This is a genomic window from uncultured Anaerovibrio sp., assembly GCF_947302755.1.
Lineage (GTDB): Bacteria > Bacillota > Negativicutes > Selenomonadales > Selenomonadaceae > Anaerovibrio.
This window is the reverse complement of record NZ_CAMYWM010000056.1, coordinates 1-15,159: the sequence shown is the minus strand read 5'-3', so window position 1 is coordinate 15,159 and position 15,159 is coordinate 1. Positions and strand designations below refer to the sequence as shown.

General features: G+C 47.8%; 16 protein-coding genes and 3 tRNA genes. 1 reads left to right on the top strand and 18 read right to left on the bottom strand.

The window, feature by feature from the left end:
- Window positions 1-98: 98 nt before the first annotated feature.
- From Q0Y54_RS07015 to Q0Y54_RS06995, 5 genes are all read right to left on the bottom strand, one after another.
- Window positions 99-173: transfer RNA gene (locus Q0Y54_RS07015), tRNA-Cys, on the bottom strand.
- Between the two features lie 12 nt (window positions 174-185).
- Window positions 186-261 (bottom strand) — tRNA-Gly (locus Q0Y54_RS07010).
- 4 nt (window positions 262-265) lie between these two features.
- Window positions 266-342: transfer RNA gene (locus tag Q0Y54_RS07005), tRNA-Asp, on the bottom strand.
- A gap of 176 nt (window positions 343-518) precedes the next feature.
- Window positions 519-1,619, bottom strand: coding sequence for an S-methyl-5-thioribose-1-phosphate isomerase (mtnA, locus tag Q0Y54_RS07000; protein ID WP_297965688.1), 1,101 nt, complete (start codon window positions 1,617-1,619; stop codon window positions 519-521).
- Between the two features lie 79 nt (window positions 1,620-1,698).
- Window positions 1,699-2,376 carry a class II aldolase/adducin family protein gene (locus Q0Y54_RS06995; protein ID WP_297965687.1) on the bottom strand — a complete coding sequence of 226 codons (678 nt, stop codon included), beginning with the start codon at window positions 2,374-2,376 and terminating at the stop codon, window positions 1,699-1,701.
- Window positions 2,377-2,916: 540 nt separating this feature from the next.
- Here Q0Y54_RS06995 and Q0Y54_RS06990 point away from each other — a divergent pair.
- The gene (locus tag Q0Y54_RS06990) at window positions 2,917-3,240 is read left to right on the top strand and encodes a hypothetical protein (RefSeq protein ID WP_297965685.1); all 324 of its coding nucleotides are present in this window, start codon (window positions 2,917-2,919) and stop codon (window positions 3,238-3,240) included.
- 172 nt (window positions 3,241-3,412) lie between these two features.
- Here the strand turns inward: Q0Y54_RS06990 and Q0Y54_RS06985 are convergent, their stop codons facing one another.
- The 13 genes from Q0Y54_RS06985 to Q0Y54_RS06925 form a co-directional block, all read right to left on the bottom strand.
- Window positions 3,413-5,011 (bottom strand): ribonuclease J, encoded by a 1,599-nt coding sequence (locus tag Q0Y54_RS06985; RefSeq protein WP_297965699.1) that lies wholly within the window; start codon window positions 5,009-5,011, stop codon window positions 3,413-3,415.
- 250 nt (window positions 5,012-5,261) lie between these two features.
- Complete coding sequence (locus Q0Y54_RS06980; protein WP_297965684.1) at window positions 5,262-6,305, bottom strand: YafY family protein; 1,044 nt, start codon at window positions 6,303-6,305, stop codon at window positions 5,262-5,264.
- A gap of 177 nt (window positions 6,306-6,482) precedes the next feature.
- Complete coding sequence (locus Q0Y54_RS06975) at window positions 6,483-7,049, bottom strand: aminodeoxychorismate/anthranilate synthase component II (protein WP_297965697.1); 567 nt, start codon at window positions 7,047-7,049, stop codon at window positions 6,483-6,485.
- A complete protein-coding gene (trpE, locus tag Q0Y54_RS06970; RefSeq protein ID WP_297965682.1) occupies window positions 7,030-8,523 on the bottom strand; it encodes an anthranilate synthase component I in 1,494 nt (497 codons plus the stop codon). Before trpE ends, Q0Y54_RS06975 begins: the two co-directional genes overlap by 20 nt.
- Complete coding sequence (trpA, locus tag Q0Y54_RS06965; RefSeq protein ID WP_297965695.1) at window positions 8,524-9,318, bottom strand: tryptophan synthase subunit alpha; 795 nt, start codon at window positions 9,316-9,318, stop codon at window positions 8,524-8,526.
- Window positions 9,318-10,502 carry a tryptophan synthase subunit beta gene (gene trpB, locus Q0Y54_RS06960; RefSeq protein ID WP_297965680.1) on the bottom strand — a complete coding sequence of 395 codons (1,185 nt, stop codon included), beginning with the start codon at window positions 10,500-10,502 and terminating at the stop codon, window positions 9,318-9,320. The genes trpA and trpB overlap by 1 nt, the downstream gene beginning before the upstream one ends.
- A 200-nt stretch (window positions 10,503-10,702) precedes the next feature.
- Complete coding sequence (gene trpC / locus Q0Y54_RS06955; protein ID WP_297965678.1) at window positions 10,703-11,476, bottom strand: indole-3-glycerol phosphate synthase TrpC; 774 nt, start codon at window positions 11,474-11,476, stop codon at window positions 10,703-10,705.
- Window positions 11,461-12,090 carry a phosphoribosylanthranilate isomerase gene (locus Q0Y54_RS06950; protein ID WP_366072434.1) on the bottom strand — a complete coding sequence of 210 codons (630 nt, stop codon included), beginning with the start codon at window positions 12,088-12,090 and terminating at the stop codon, window positions 11,461-11,463. Before Q0Y54_RS06950 ends, trpC begins: the two co-directional genes overlap by 16 nt.
- 546 nt (window positions 12,091-12,636) lie before the next feature.
- Window positions 12,637-13,002, bottom strand: a complete 366-nt coding sequence (locus tag Q0Y54_RS06945; RefSeq protein WP_297965676.1) for a hypothetical protein — start codon at window positions 13,000-13,002, stop codon at window positions 12,637-12,639.
- Window positions 13,003-13,037: 35 nt separating this feature from the next.
- Window positions 13,038-13,544, bottom strand: coding sequence for a 2-amino-4-hydroxy-6-hydroxymethyldihydropteridine diphosphokinase (gene folK / locus Q0Y54_RS06940; protein ID WP_297965674.1), 507 nt, complete (start codon window positions 13,542-13,544; stop codon window positions 13,038-13,040).
- A 51-nt stretch (window positions 13,545-13,595) separates the two neighbouring features.
- Complete coding sequence (gene folB, locus Q0Y54_RS06935) at window positions 13,596-13,979, bottom strand: dihydroneopterin aldolase (RefSeq protein WP_297965672.1); 384 nt, start codon at window positions 13,977-13,979, stop codon at window positions 13,596-13,598.
- Entirely contained in the window at window positions 13,976-14,830 is an 855-nt protein-coding gene (gene folP / locus Q0Y54_RS06930) for a dihydropteroate synthase (RefSeq protein WP_297965691.1), read from the bottom strand. Before folP ends, folB begins: the two co-directional genes overlap by 4 nt.
- The coding region (locus tag Q0Y54_RS06925) for a GTP cyclohydrolase I (protein WP_297965670.1) at window positions 14,820-15,159 on the bottom strand (340 nt) is incomplete at its 5' end. The genes Q0Y54_RS06925 and folP, both read right to left, overlap by 11 nt.

The window sequence follows — 15,159 nt, the reverse complement described above, 5'->3', positions numbered from 1 at the left end:
GCTAAAGCTTTTCTGAACCACGCGACTATCGCGTGGTTTTCTTTATACAAAAAAAGCCCATCGCAGAAGCTTCGATCCTGCGAGGGCTTGATATGCCTTGGAGGTGCCACCCAGATTCGAACTGGGGAATAAAGGTTTTGCAGACCTTGGCCTTACCACTTGGCGATGTCACCAAAATAAAAAAATGGAGCGGAAAACGAGACTCGAACTCGCGACCCCCACCTTGGCAAGGTGATGCTCTACCAACTGAGCTATTTCCGCAAAATGGCGACCCGAAGGGGACTTGAACCCCTGACCTCCGCCGTGACAGGGCGGCATTCTAACCAACTAAACTACCGGGCCGGATTTAGTTATCGCTTTTGACGACGATAACTATTATAAGTGATGGACATACCTTTGTCAACATTATTTTCAGTGCATTTACTAGGAAATCTTAGCAAATCAAAGCCGAAGGATGCAGATGAGCTTTAGATTTCGTTGTAAGGGCGTAGTGCGAATAACGTTTCGCACGAAGTTTACTATTTATTCTGCTTAGCCTTGTCCTTTAGGGCAAATATTTCTTTCAGGCTGTCCCTATAGGGTGGTCTGGCAATGCCAAACTCCGTCACAATACCAGTAATAAGGTCGTTATCCGTCACATCAAAGGCCGGGTTATATACCTTCACCCCAGCCGGAGCCATGCGCCTTTCATACCACATTTCCGTGACCTCCTCCGGCTTCCGCTGCTCTATCCTTATCTCTCTGCCGGTAGGCGTACACATATCAATGGTAGCGGTAGGGGCACACACATAAAATGGTATACCATGACGCTTGGCAGCAATGGACACCATGGAGGTACCGATTTTATTGGCCACATCCCCGTTGGCCGCCACCCGGTCACAGCCCACAAATATGGCATTGACCCAGCCATTGCCCATTACCATATTGGACATATTATCACAGATAAGGGTAACATCCAGCCCTGACTCCTGAAGCTCGTAGGCAGTAAGCCGGGCCCCCTGGAGCAAGGGTCTTGTTTCGTCAGCAAAAACCTTGAAGCTATACCCCTTTTCCTGTCCCACATATAAAGGGGCCGTGGCCGTACCATATTTTACGGCAGCCAGCTTTCCGGCATTACAATGGGTCAAAATCCCATCCCCATCCTTGATAAGGGTAAGGCCATGCTCCCCCATGGCCCGGCACACCCGAATATCCTCATTGCGAATTTCCACTGCCTCATCATGGAGGCACTTCACTATTTCCGCCACACGCCTGGCTTTGTTGGTCAATACCACCTGCTCCATGCGATTTAGGGCCCAAGAGAGGTTTACAGCCGTTGGACGGGCCGAATCCAGATATTCCTTGGCCCTTGTGAATTTCTCATAAAAGGCCTCAAATTCAGACTCCTCAGCCCCGATTTTCCTGGCTTCAAGATATATGCCGATAGCCGCGGCCACCCCAATGGCGGGAGCACCCCGGACCTGCAGCAAATAAATGGCGTCCCATATTTTCTTTAAATCAGTTAATTCCAAGATTTCCGTGCTATATGGCAGCTTGGTCTGGTCAATAATCACCAGGGCGTTTTTTTCATCATCCAAGGCCACCGTATCATAATCCATAATTGTCTTTTTTTCAGTCATAATATTCCTCATTCATAACAGAATTGCTTCAACCCATATCAGCCGGCACTAAACACCATAGCCAGGATATGGGAAATTTTTATTTTGTCTCACCCGGTAACAGCTTGATTTCCTTTGGATAGGCCCACTTCTGCAATTCCTCCTTGGACACATAATCCGGCTCCCTTCCCGGGCCCAAAAGGGTCAGGGTATTATAGTAGATTTCCGCCAGCTCCTCCAGATAAGCGGCCTTAAGCAATGCCTCCTTTATGCTCTTATCCACGGCCACAGCACCATGCTTTTCCATGAGAACCACATCAGAAATCCCCAAGGGAGCTATAACCGACTCCGCCAAGGCCGACGTGCCAGGCCGCCCATACGGGGCCACAGGAATATACCCCTCCTTGCAGCCCAGGTGCATCAATTCCGTAACAATGGCCGGAATAGGTTTATTCAATATGGCAAAGGTCAAGGCAAATTTTGAATGGGTGTGCACCACTGCATTTACGTCAGGACGGGCCTCATAAATCTTCAGGTGCATAGTCACCTCGCTGGTAGGGCGATGCATGGTTTCAGCCTCCACCACCTCCGCCTTCATATTCACCACCACAATATCATGATAGGTCATTTCACTGCGGTCCATGCCCGTAGGCGTAATACACACCAGCCCCGTATCCTCATCACGGATACTGAAATTACCGGAGCGATGCCTGCAAAGCCCCATTTCCTCTGCCCTAACAGCGCATTCCAGTACTTTTCGCTTTATTTCTTTCAGCACAACTAAGCCCCCTTTTGACTAAAACAAGGACACATTTTCTTCATTTTGTTTACTAAAAATTAGTCGAAAGGTTAGAATTTCCTTTTTAACTTTCAGAAGCCTCCTTTTGACAAGCGGGGAATATTCAACCTTCTTCATATATCATACTTCTTTAACCACGCTTGTATAATTACGAAGCTCAGAAATTGGTTTCATATTCAGCATAGCAGCCCATCCTCCCTTGAAAAATTTTATCATTACAGCTGTCAATTTTACAACAAAATTTACATCCAAATGTTACAGATACTATTTTTCCCGAACAGTTCATGGAGTACAGAATCCAATAGGAGATAAATTTGAATTTACCCATGTCAAATCCTTTTCTACTTTGCCGTTACATGTCCATTCCTTATTTTAGCACCTCTGAACATCTTAAAGCTCGTTATAATGATAATATTCCATATCATAGGGAGGAAGTAATCTTAATGATTAATCTTATACTTGGTTATTTTGTAATGATGATAATATTCCTCAATTTGTATAGCCACCCTGCAAAGATTTATGGAACGGGATTTGTTGTCCCAGGAAATCATTTTATTGGGAATGATTATGCTGTCAACCTTGGAATTTATCACTTATTACGGCGTAGGCTTTTTCAGTGGACTAAAATTATATGATCCCAGTGCATTTGAAGCAAATATCTTTGGGGATTTTACCAGAATTATAAATCAAGGAATATTTGTCGCTTCCAAAAGCCAGATTTTGGAAAGAACACCTATGGAAATATGGGGATATGTTATCCTTAATGGAACCGATGTCCTTACGGTTACCGTAGTTTTGGGATATGTATTTCAGAAAATTTTTGTAAACTCAACGAATAATTAAATAAGACTACATTCAATGGGAGATATATACGCCCACTAAATGCAGTCGAATGAAATGCAGGCTTTACCCCTCCGCCCTTCTGGATTACCTCCTCCGCCGTCCTCCCGTCACAAGGGGAAGACAGGGAAGTACAAAAAAAGACGCGTCTAAAAAGATGCGTCTTTTGTTTTTATTAAATTTCCATAATAATCGGCAAAATCATTGGGCGGCGGCGGGTGCGCTCGAAAATGTAGCGTCCCAGTGCATCACGCATGGCGGATTTTAAGCCGGACCATTCAGTGATGCCTTCGTCCTCGCAACGGGCCAGTGCTTCCTCCACCCGGGTACGGACCTCATCCATAAGCTGTTCGGATTCACGGACATAAACAAAGCCGCGGCTTACAATATCCGGTCCGGCCACCACAATGCCCTGCTCCTTGTCCATGGTAACCACGATGATAATAATACCATCCTGGGACAGCTGACGGCGATCGCGGAGAACGATGTTGCCGACGTCTCCCACCCCAAGGCCATCAACCAATATACGGCCGGAGGTAACCTTACCAACTACTGCCCCCTTATTCTTGGTAAATTCCAAAATCTGACCATTTTCGCCGATGAAGATATTTTCCTTCTTCATGCCCAGCTCCTGGGCCAGCTTGGCATGCTTTACCAAATGACGGTATTCGCCATGAACCGGTATAAAGAACTTCGGCCGTACCAGATTATGCATCAGCTTCAGCTCTTCCTGACTGGCATGCCCCGAGACGTGGATGCCATTTTCCCGGCCATATACCACATTGGCACCAAGCTTCAAAAGATTGTCGATGGTTCTTGATACCAGCTTTTCATTCCCCGGAATCGGCGTAGCAGAAATAATGATGGTATCTCCCGGCACAATTCCCACCTTGCGATGGTCTGACTGGGACATACGGGTCAAGGCTGACATAGGCTCGCCCTGGCTGCCGGTGGTAATAACCACCACCTGATTAGCCGGATAATTATTAATCTCATCAATATCAATAATAGTTCCCTCAGGGGCCGTAATATAACCCAGCTCCCGGGAAATATTAACAACGTTCACCATGCTGCGGCCTAAAACCGCCACCTTGCGCTTATAGGTAATGGCTGTATTGATAATCTGCTGAATTCGATGAACATTGGATGAAAATGTAGCTACGATAATACGTGAATTGGCATTATGAAATGCCTTGTCAAAGGATGCGCCCACCGTACTTTCACTTGGGGTATGCCCAAGCCGCTCAGCATTGGTACTGTCCGCCATCATTACCAGGACACCCTTGTTGCCCAGGTCGGAAAAGCGCCGGAAATCCGTCATTTTTCCATCAATAGGGGTATAATCCAGCTTGAAATCACCGGTATGGACAATAGTTCCAATAGGCGTAGTAACAGCCAGACCTACAGCATCAGGAATACTGTGGTTCACCCGAATAAAATTCACGTTAAAGGAGCCCGCCTTGATACTGTCCCCCTGCTTTACAGGGCGAAGCATATCATTGCTTACTCCATTTTCCTTCAGTCGTCCTTCAAGGATACCCAGGGTAAGTCTTGTACCGTACACTGGCGCATCTATCTGCTTCAGCACATAGGGCAACGCACCGATATGATCCTCATGTCCATGGGTCAACACAATCGCCTTAACGTGCTCCCGGTTTTCCACCAGAAAGGTAAAATCCGGAATAACCAGATCTATACCCAGCATCTCCTCATCAGGGAACATCAAACCGGCATCGATAAGCAGTATCTCTTCACCGTACCGCACCACTGTCATATTTTTGCCGATTTCACCCAGTCCGCCCAAAGGAATAATTTGTAATTTTTTCTCTTTTGGCAAAAATCACACCTCCATATTTAGTTAAAACAATATATTAGAAATCCGAACCGTTTTTAGCAGTTTCAAAAATCAACAACCTAAGATTAATAATCCGAACAGCTCATTACACTCCATTATAAAATACATTTTCCATTTTTGTAAAGCTTTAAATAAAAAAAGTGACTGCCGACAGCCACTTTTCATAACATTATTCATATATTTTTATTATGTTTTCCAGATGCTCCTTATAATCCACAGCCACCTGTGGTGGGCCTATCACCTGTATATCTTCCCCAAATCTGGCAAGCCAGCTGTAAAAATTAGTGGAAACATATAAGGTTGTGGTCAAATCAAAATGGTCATCATCCACCAGATTAATATCCACATCCTCCCCAAAACGGTCAATCATAATGGTAATCAGCTTGTTGTGGCAGCGCAGAACCACTGTCCGCTCATTGTCCTCATCCACCATCATGCTGAAGGACCGCTGGGAATACTTGGAAAGCAGCTCCTGCTCCGGCTTGCGGACAGCCGGCTCCCTGGAAACCACCAGGGTTGACCCATCTATCCGGTCAATGCGGAAGGTTTTGGTAACCGAGGTACTGCTCTCATAGCCCACCAAATAATAATGGTCCTCATTCCATACCAGAAAATATGGGCTGATATCATAAATTTTCCCATTATGACGCGGCTGAAGCTCTTTATTTATATTGTATTCGTTGTATTTGAATTGAACCCGCAATTTGCTGCCAATGGCCCTGGTAAGCTTATCAATTATCAAATTCACATTTCTGCTATAGGGCTTCACATTCCTGTTAATGTCCTTGTTCCACAAAAGCTCCCGGGCCTGATGCTTACTGCACAGCTTCTGCAGCTTTTCAATCAGGGCATTGGTTGCCTTGGTGGAGATAATCTTCGAGGCCGAAATGGCGTCCACCATCATTTTCAGCTCTGACAGCTCAAAAATGCGTTCCCCCATATAAAAGGAATTATTGGAGGATTTTATAATTACCACATCATAACCGGAGGCAATGAGCAAATCCACATCATCCTTGACGGTTTTGCGATTAACCTCCAAGCCCAGCTCCCGCATTTTGGCAATAATCTCATTGGTTGAAAGGGGATGCTCCTCATCCGTTTCCTCATTCAGCAGCTTTAACAGCTGAAGCATACGGGCCTTTTTGTTGCCCTTAAGCCCCTTTTGTACAGCATCAGCATCAATTATACCGTCATTTATATAATCATAGGCCACAAGCGTCACTCCCATCCCAAGCAGTCACAATAATCAACAATGGTAATAAAAACGACCAAAACCAAGTATCTATTTATTACCATATTATGACGCTTCCGTCAAGAAAAAAATGTAATTGATTACCGGATAATACCACAGGCCCAACGCATAAATCGATTGTGCAATCCAATTAATTAGTTAAATCAGCGACAAAAAATTATCCATCATAGTTCTGCCATGGGGAGTCAGGATAGATTCGGGATGAAACTGCATCCCGAAAACCGGATATGTTTTATGCCTAAGGCCCATAATGGTGCCATCTGCCAGCTCAGAGGTGACCTCCAGGCAATCAGGAAGGCCCTCCCGGGCCACAATAAGTGAATGATATCTGCCCACCTCCAGCTGTTGCGGCAAGCCCCTGTATAGCCCCGCCCCATTATGCTTGATAGGGGACGTTTTGCCATGACATATTTCACCGGCACCAATTACCCTGCCGCCAAACACCTCTCCTATGGCCTGATGACCAAGGCATATGCCAAGGATTGGCACCTGGCCCTTCATGGTATCTATCAACTCCTCTGTAATCCCGGCCTCCCGGGGGATACCCGGCCCCGGGGAAATAAGGATTCCCTCATAGCCCCTTTGGGCGATGGCCTTTACCGTAGTCATATCGTTGCGGATAACCTCCACCTCAGCCCCCAGGTCACACAGCAGCTGATACACATTGTAGGTGAAGGAATCATAGTTATCTAAAAGCAACAACATCATTCTCCACCTCCTCCACAACCTGGAACATGGCCTTGGATTTTTGCAATATTTCATTGTATTCAAGCTCCGCCCGGGAATCATAGACTATACCGGCCCCGGACTGTATAAAGGCATTGTCTCCATCTATGACCATTGTTCTCAGGGTAATACACATATCCATATTGCCGTTGAAATCCATGTAACCCACTGTTCCCGAATAGGCTCCCCGTTTCACCGGCTCCAGCTCCTGAATAATCTCCATGGCCCGCAGCTTGGGGGCACCACTTACCGTCCCTGCCGGGAAGCAGGCCTTAATAACGTCCATTGGCGTAAGACCCCTTTTCAAGGTACCCATAACCTCAGATACCATGTGCATTACATGGGAGAACCGCTCCACCTCCTGCAGCTTGGTTACTGTCACACTGCCGGGCTCACTGATACGGCCTATATCATTTCTGGCCAAATCCACCAGCATGGCATGCTCCGCCCGCTCCTTCACGTCAGCCTTCAGCTCCCTTTCCAGGGCCTGATCCTCCTCCTCAGAGGCCCCCCGGCGACGGGTTCCGGCAATAGGATAGGTATAGACCTGCTTTCCTGCCACCTTTACCAGCATCTCCGGGGAGGCGGCCACAAACTTTTTCCTGCCAAAATTCAGATAAAACATGTAGGGGGATGGATTGACCTGGCGGAGGCGGCGATAAAAGTGAAAGGCCGGCTTGGTAATCCTTTCCCGAAACTGCTTTGAAGGCACCACCTGAAAAATATCTCCTGCCACAATATAATCCTTGCACTTCTTGATGGCAGAGGCAAAATCAGCCGGCATCCTACCGTATTTCCCCAGGAAATCCACCTTGTCCCTGCGCTTTGCCGTCTTTACCTTTGGCGTCGTTATTGCTGCATACAGCTTTTCCTCCAGCTCCTTCATGCACTGCTCTGCCTTTTCGTAAACCTCCTCCACCTCCTGTCCATTGTTTACACTGGCCAGATAAATCAGCTGGGAGGCATTTTTCTGCTGGTCAAAGACCATAAGGATGCGGCAAATCATAAACTGGCCCAGCAGTTCCTCCTCCACCTGAACATTACGGACTCTGTCAAACACGGCAGATATTTCATAGTTGAAATATCCTACAGCACCACCATTGGCCAGAGGCAGCTGAAAATTGCCGATGGAGCTGTTCAGCCCGGCCATATACTTGTTGATGGCTGTTACCGGGTCACCGTCCACTGCCCGCATCTCGTCCTCCTCCTGAATCATAAGACGGTTTTTATACACCTGTAATTTGATAAACGGCTCTGCTCCTATAAAGGAAAAGCGGCCAAATTTTTGGTGAGCATCCACCGACTCCAGCAAAAAGCCCTTTTCCTCCCCCACCAGCTTGTAAAACATGGACACCGGCGTATCAAGGTCTGTGGAAATCGGCATACTTAGGGGCACTATATTGGCCTTTTTAGCTTTTTCCTTAAAATCCTCCAAGGAGGGTGTCAGCTTCATTCAATTCACCTTCTTATCCAAAGCGTGACGAATATCGCCAATGAGCTTACCGGCCTCAGCCAGCTTATTCTCCATTACCAGCTTTACCACAGCCGATCCCACAATAACGGCATCTGCCTTCCGGGCAGCCTCCACCGCTGCCTCAGGGGAGCCGATGCCAAAGCCCACGGCACATGGGGTATCCGTTTGCTTTTTAACGTGTTCAATGACCTTGTTAATCGGACTGTAATCAATTTTTCTGACACCGGTTACCCCATTGACCGAGACGCAATAAATAAAGCCGTCGGCCGTAGTACAGGTCTCACCTATGCGCTGGTCGGTGGTGCCCGGCGTAACGAATTCCACCAAATGAAGGCCCTGCTCTTTGCAAATCCCTTTCATATCCCCAGACTCCTCATGGGGCACATCAGGAACAATAAAGCCATCCAGACCGGCGGCTTTGGCGTCTGCCGCCAGCTTTTCAAAGCCATAATTAAGCATCACATTTATATAGCCCATACCCAAAATGGGTACCTGGGTAAACCTGCGAATTTCACGAACCAGCTCCAGCACCTTCTTCAGAGTCATGCCCTTCTGTATTGCCTCGTAGGAGGCTGACTGAATAACCGGGCCATCGGCCATCGGGTCAGAAAAGGGAATCCCCAGCTCTATTACATCTGCCCCGTTATCAACGGCTGTTTTCACTGCCTCAAGGGTGCCGTCAGCATCGGGAATACCCGCAGTGAGATAAATAACCAGGCCCTTTTTGTTTGCAGACTGAAGCTCACTAAATTTATCCTGTAAACGACTCATAATCAAATCTCCTCTCCCAATACCCTTGCCACCTGCTGTACATCCTTGTCTCCACGACCGGACAGGGTAACTACCACCACTTCCTCCTGCTTTGTCTTCGGCATGAGCTTTTCAAGATATGCCAAAGCGTGGGAGCTTTCCACAGCCGGGATTATCCCCTCCTCACGGCACAGGAGCTGGAAGGCAGCAATTGCCTCTTTATCGTTGATACCCACGTATGTCACCACGCCCTCATCATGGAACATGGCATGCTCCGGACCTACCCCCGGATAATCAAGGCCAGCGGAAATGGAATAAACCTCTATAACCTGACCATCCTCATCCTGGGCCAGATAGCTGGAGGCACCATGCAGGACCCCGGGACGGCTGGCAGGATTGGAAAGGGTCTGGGCATTGTCCCCTACAGCCGGGCCCCGGCCGGCAGCCTCCACCCCAAGCTTCTTTACAGACCCGTCATTTCTGAATTCATAGAAGGTACCAATGGCATTGGAGCCGCCGCCTACACAGGCTATTAGATAATCAAGGCGTCCCCCGGTCTCCTCCTTAAGCTGCTCCCTGATTTCCCTGCCAATAACAGACTGAAAATCGCGCACCATGGTGGGATACGGATGAGGCCCCACAGCCGACCCAATAATGTAATGGGTATCTTCAATATGGGCTGCCCAATAACGAATGGCCTCGCTGGTGGCATCCTTTAGGGTAGAGGTTCCGGTGGTAACGGGAACCACCTCAGCCCCCAGAAGCTTCATTCTGAACACATTCAGCCTCTGACGCTCCATGTCCACAGCCCCCATAAACACCTTGCACTCCATGCCGAAGAGCGCAGCCACTGTGGCAGTGGCCACACCATGCTGACCGGCACCGGTTTCCGCAATAACCCGTTTTTTCCCCATTCGCTTGGCCAGCAGCACCTGCCCCAGGGCATTGTTAATTTTATGGGCACCGGTGTGGAGCAAATCCTCCCTCTTTAAATATATCTTTGCCCCGCCATAATGCCTGGTAAGCTTCTCCGCATAATAGAGCAGGGTGGGACGCCCTGCATACTCCACATAGTATTTTCTCAGCTCTGCCAAGAATTCCGGATCCCTTTTATATTGTTCATAGGCTGCCTCCAGCTCTGTTAATACCGGCATTACAATTTCCGGCACATACTGACCGCCATATTTTCCAAATCTTCCCTTTGACATACTTTCTTCCTCCTACCAATTGCTTTTACATGCTATAATTCCATTATGTAAATTTTTCTATTATAACGCCATTGTTCAAATTTTTCTTCTTCAGAAGAAAAATCTTCCAATTAGCGTTTCAACGAGCTGGGAGATATGCTCGCCAGCTGTTGTAGTTTGTTTTCCCCCACCTAAAGAGGTGGGGGACATCTTAAAGCTCGTTATTGTAATAGGGCAAAATCCCGGGCAGCCTTTTCCACATCCTGGGCCATGGACAGGCCCTCACCTACCAAAATGCCATCTGCTCCCGCTTCCCGGAGCCTCTTTACCTCCTCCAGGGTATGAATACCGCTTTCGCTGATAACGGTCCGGTTATCCTCCACTAAGGGCAGCAGCTCCAGGGTATTTTCAATGGTGGTTTTGAACAGCTTCAAATTCCGGTTGTTGATACCTATAAACTTAGCAGGCGTTTTCATAGCCTTGGCCATATCCTCCCTGTCATGGACCTCCACCAGAGCATCCATACCCAGGCTCCAGGTCAGCCTCAGATAATCCTCCAGCTGCTTTTGGTCAAGTATCCGCGCTATAAGCAAAACCCCATCTGCCCCCAGCATTCTGGCCTCGTAAATCTGGTATTCATCAATAATAAAATCCTTGCGAAGAAGGGGTATTTTCACTGTTCTTCTGACCTCAGTCAGGTCTTCATTCCTGCCTAAAAAATGGGGATCCGTGTGTATGGACAGCATACTGGCCCCATTTTTTTCATACATCCTGGCCAGGTCCAAAACGGAATAGGGATGCTTGAATTTTCCCTTGGAGGGAGACTGCAGCTTGCACTCGGCTATCAGGCTCCACTTCCTATTCTGAAGCTGGGAGCACATGGCGAAGGTGCCCTTTTCCAGTCTATCCATCATCCTCTTAAGTGAAAGCTGCTGCTTGGCGGCTTCCACAATACTCCGCTTATTGGCAACAATTTCTGCTAAATAATCCCGCATGGCTCCACCACTTTCCTTCCTGCCGCCGATAAAAATTCTCTTATCAGCTCCGGCGACTTCCTTCCCGCTATTTCCATGGACCCGGAGGCATCTATACCATAGGGAGCAAATATCCTTATGGCGTCCTGTAACGTGTCCGCAGATATTCCGCCGGCTATTATATAGGGCTTTGTTAATCTCTTTATAGTACTGGCGGCCTCCCGCCATTTAAAGCTGATACCGCTGCCTCCCACAGCAGCCCTGCTGTAGCTGTCAATGAGAATGTAATCAGCAGGATAAGCCTCAGCCTGCTCCAGGGAAAAATCCTCACCGTAACGGAATGCTTTTATAATGGGCTTTTGTATTTTCTCAGCGTACTCCATGCTTTCATGTCCATGGAGCTGTACCATATCAAGACCGCAATACTCAGCCATTTCATTAACCTGGTCAAGGTTCTGATCCACAAACACTCCCACCTTTTTTGGCCCCTGCACTGTATTGCAGATATGCCTTACTGTATCCGGCGGACAATATCGTCTGAACCTGTCACTCATAATAAAGCCCATAAAATCCGCCGCTCCTGCCGCCCTGGCTGCCCTCATATCCCTTATGCCACATATCTTTACCTTTATCATATTGTTACCTCATCCCTCAGCCTTCGGCTGCCACCGACGGAGCCTTGCTCCTGATACCTTTACTTGCTCCTGGTCCCTGTAGTTCCTCCCCAAAGGGGAAGGCTAATTAAAAAAGCCCCATGTACAACCCTTTATGGTTATACATGGGGCGAAATGGTTTCGCTGTGCCACCCAATTTCAGTGATATTCTCCATGTAACAAAAAAACATTTTATCCCTTACCGAGATAAAATGTCTGCGCCACTGGTAATATCACCCTCTTAGGTACGGGAACAAGGTCCGATACCGCAGCCCAATAACGGTGGCAACCGTTCCAGCCTAATCACATACGACGCTTTCGGTGGACTCTCTTGGGACCATTCACTAACCGCTTTTCACAGGTCATTCCACCTCCGGACAACATCCGGTACCTGCTCGCTGGCAAAAGTTGGATCAGCTACTATTTCCCAATCAATGATTTGAATATTAAACTATCAACACCGCAATACTAACACAGATATCCTTGTGAGTCAATATTTTTTGTAAACTTTTTGATAAAATATTTATCTTATGTTAAAAAACTGTAAATCATATATATGGCCAGGCCCACAACAACGGCCAATACCATCAATGGAAGAGCCACAAATACAAGCCCGGCCAGCAGGAGAGCTGCTGCAACACCAAACAGCACCTTGGTAAGGGTTCCCCCGGAGGAGAACCGTATAATCCGGGGACCACCGGCCCCCCCAACCCGTTCATAGGAATTATAGCTATTCCCCCGATAGCTGTCTTCATTCTCATTGCTTTTTGCATCGATGGTTATGCCGTCATAAGCATTAATCTCCGATTTTTCCATAATACGCACATTCCCCTGCCCACAAGCCGGACAGGTACCATCCATATTAAGCTGGCTGCCGCACCTTTGACAATTCATAACCCGTCGCCCCTTTTTTCCTGCTCGCTCCTATATTACTTCCTTTGGCGTATGCGTTTTATTAACAACATATCATCCTTATCTCTGGTGCGCATCAGGTATTCACCAATAAATTTTCCCTTGATACGCAGTCCCGGAGCAATCTCGGACAGCGGTACCAAAACAAAGGCTCTGTCCAACATGTGTTTGTGGGGCAGGGTAAGCTCCGGCGTATCCATCTCCACCCCATCAATATATAAAAGGTCCAAATCGATGGTACGTGGCCCCCAGTGGGTGTGACGATCCCGCCCCAATTGCTGCTCGATATCCTGACACACCCGCAGCAGCTCCATGGGCTCCAGCTCAGTACTTACACGCAACGCACCATTAAAAAACAATGGCTGATCAGTCTTGCCCCATGGCGGTGTCTCATAAAATGATGATACACTTTCCAACTGAATTTTGTCTGAAGCCGCCAGCATTTTAATAGCCTTTCTGATGGTGGCCTCCTTATCCCCCATGTTGGAACCGATGCTGATGTAGCACTCATACCTATTCTTCATTTCACTCATTCCTTTACTTGCGCTTAATATAAAAACATAACTCCCTATGTATTAACAGCTTTCAATATATTCATTTCTCTGACGATGGATTTTTACCTTAACGTCATTAAACACGCCGGGGAGTGGAGCCCCGGGCTTATGAATGGTGACCTCCAGGCCTTCCACCAGGGAAAAATCCTGAAATACTGCCTGGGCAATTCTGTCCGCCAGGCATTCCAACAGCTTAACCGGAACACCCTCCACGATTTCCCTGACCCGGGCAAAAACCTCTGCATAATTTACAGTAGCCGCTAAATCATCGGTACAGCCTGGCCTATGCAAATCCAAAAACAAAACCAAATCCACAATAAAACGCTGTCCCAATCGCTGTTCCTCCGGCAGCACACCATGTCTGCCGTAGAATTCCAGCCCCTCCAGAAAAATACTGTCCGTCATACCCTTGCCTCCAAAACAGCATCCGTCATACGGCACATACGGGATATGGGCAAAACATCATGAACCCGCATTATTTCACATCCCTTCATTATTCCCATGACACAGGTGGCACCGGTAGCCTCCATCCGCTCCTCCACCGGCAAAGCCAGAGTCTGGCCGATAAAGCTTTTGCGGCTGGTTCCCAGCAGCAGCGGATAATCCTTACCGTCTATATATTTTATTTTCTCCAGGTGATTCATTACGTAGAGATTACCATCCACAGTTTTCCCGAAACCAATCCCCGGATCCAAAATGATTTTTCCTTCCTCTACACCGGCCTGTTTGGCGATTTTGATGCTGTCACGGAAAAAATCGGCCATAGCCTCCATAATATCGCCAGCATATTCACTGGAGCGACGATTGTGCATCACCACCACCGGCAAACCATATTTAGCGGCCACCTGGGCCATTTTGCCCGGCTCTGCTTCATATTGAAGGCCCCAAATATCATTGAGAATATGTACTCCCTTGGAGGCAGCATATTCAGCTGTAGCCGCTTTAAAAGTATCTATGGATACCGGCACAGGGCAAGCCTCCAGCAGGGGCTCCAAAAAAAGCTCCAGCCGCTCTATTTCCTCATCAGCTGACATGGGTACAAAGCCCGGACGGCTGGATTCGGCACCAATATCAATGATATCCGCCCCGGCAGCTGCCATTTCCCTCATGTGTTGCAGGGCATTATCCAACGTATTCCATTTACCGCCATCGGAAAATGAATCCGGGGTAACATTTAAAATCCCCATAATCAGTGTTCTTGAGCCAATCTCCAGGTGCTTACCATCGGGCCACTTATAAAATCTCTTACTCATTATTATCCCATCCCAACATATTCCAGGCCTGATGATAGCTTTCCTTGTCGCTCCTGAAGCAGCCCCTGGTGGAGGAGGTTATGGTCCTGGAGCCGTGGGCCATATCTCCCCGCATGATCATACAAAGCTGCTGAGCCTCCACGATAACCAGTACGCCATCGGCCTTCAGCCCACTTTCCACCGCCCGGGCAATTTCCTCAGTCATCCGCTCCTGAAGCTGGGGCCTATGGGAAATGATTTCCACCACTCTGGTAAACTTACTGAAACCGGCAATAGATCCCTCATGGGGCTTATAGGCAATGGAAACCCGCCCGAAGAAGGGTACCAAATGA